The organism is Tropicimonas sp. TH_r6 (assembly GCF_033101155.1).
GTDB lineage: Bacteria > Pseudomonadota > Alphaproteobacteria > Rhodobacterales > Rhodobacteraceae > Tropicimonas.
In genome coordinates this window covers 1-1,581 of the sequence record NZ_JAWMPX010000078.1, presented here as the reverse complement: position 1 = coordinate 1,581, position 1,581 = coordinate 1, and the positions used below count along the sequence as shown (strand labels likewise).

The following is a 1,581-nucleotide window of genomic DNA, read 5'->3' as shown; positions in this document are numbered from 1 at the left end:
GAGACAACCGGAACGGTTAACCCCTTCCAACCGACGCCGGAGAGTTCGGGCATCTGCTTCAAACCCGGTGGGCCCAAGGCTCGCCGGGTTTGTTGCGTCAGTGTGGTTTGGGAAGACGGAGAGAGGTGCAAATGCGGGTCTATGATCCGAGCAGTCCGGCCTCTGTTCAGATCGCTTGCCCTATGTCTGGGGCGCTTCTGTTGCAGGCCGCTCCCTGAAATCGCTGGGCGGCTGTCCGTACCACCTCCGGAATGCCGTGCTGAAGGTACTGGCGTCGCTATAACCGAGAAGATAGGCGATCTCGGTGAGTGGAAGCGTGCTGTTGAGCAAATAGTCCCGGGCAAGCGCCTTTCGCAGGTTGGCGACGACGGCTGCGAAGCTCGTGCCCTCGTCGGTCAGTCGGCGGGCCAGCGTTCGGGCGCTCATCCCAAGTTCAGTCGCAATCGCATCCTGCTGGGCTGTGCCGGATGCGAGGCGCGCCGTGATCTGCCTCTCAACAACCCGGGCCACACTGTTCGGTGTCTGCGGCATCTGGGCCAGCGTGTTCTCGCAAATGACCGAAAGCGTCCGCTGCAAGTTGTCGTCGGCCGTCAACAGCGGCACATCCATATTAGCCGCCTTGAAAGCAATGCTGTTCTCCGAGGCACCAAACAGGACATTGCATCCGAAGAACCGGTCGAACGCCTCGGTCCCGCTCCGGCGCTGATGTGCGAACTGAATATGCGTCGGACGTATTTTCTGATTGGAGTAGTCCCGCAGGGCGAAGACCGTGCCAACGGCTCCAAACTCGGCATATTGCCCGGTCGGAATGCTCGCCGGTACATCGTAATGCCAGGCCAGCCGGGCAAATTCCGGGCCTTCTTCCAAGGCCGTCTTGCTCGCGTCACCGATCACGCGTTGAAAACGGGTGATGTTTCGAAGGTAGCCGCCAACGGTGGGGGCAGAAACGCCGACATAGGCAAGCAACCCAGCCTTTCTGACCAGATCCGGCGACTGTGCCAGGCGGAACCCGAGGAGGTCGTTCCCCGTCAGGGCCCGCGCCCTTTCGAACAACATTGCGGTCTTGTCGAAAGACCAGCGCGTATCCGGGTCTTCCAATTGCGCCCTTGAGACCCCGAACTCCTTTTGGATCTCGCGTTCGGAAAGGCCTGTTCGCTTCAGCTCCCCGACAATGATCTGTCCCCAGACTGCACTATGGGTTGGAATCTCGGATGTCATTCGTGGCCCGTCGCCCTGGTTTTTGACGTGTCGCGCCACGTTAAGGCCCGTCTGTTGGAATGCCCCCATTGGGTGGCCCGGTTTGAAAGTTAGTGCATGACCGGCCTCTGGTCTATCGGGATGACGCTTTCGGGCGCCGGCGGTCGGTATCCCAGGGCGCTGTGAGGCCGGATGGTGTAGTGTTTCCTCCATTCCTCGATCAGGATCTTTGCCTCCTTCAGTGAGTAGAAGATCTCCCCGTTGAGCAACTCGTCGCGGAACCTGGCATTGAAGCTCTCGCAGTAGCCATTCTCCCAAGGCGATCCCGGCGTGATGTATGCGGTCTTTGCCCCGACAGCAGAGATCCAGTCCCGGACCTTCTGT

The 1,581-nt window shown here is 60.1% G+C and carries 2 protein-coding genes; both read right to left on the bottom strand.

What is annotated here, in order from left to right; all coding sequences use genetic code 11:
- Positions 1-180: 180 nt before the first annotated feature.
- On the bottom strand, positions 181-1,218 hold the full coding sequence (locus R3X27_RS25455; RefSeq protein ID WP_317711715.1) for an AraC family transcriptional regulator: 1,038 nt from the start codon (positions 1,216-1,218) through the stop codon (positions 181-183).
- Between the two features lie 89 nt (positions 1,219-1,307).
- Positions 1,308-1,581 (bottom strand): transposase (locus R3X27_RS25450; RefSeq protein ID WP_317711714.1); only part of this gene is annotated, 274 nt, incomplete at its 5' end.

Excerpts from the sequence above, each read along its gene's own strand:
- R3X27_RS25455 (WP_317711715.1), bottom strand. The coding sequence starts at position 1,218 with ATGACATCCGAGATTCCAACCCATAGTGCAGTCTGGGGACAGATCATT.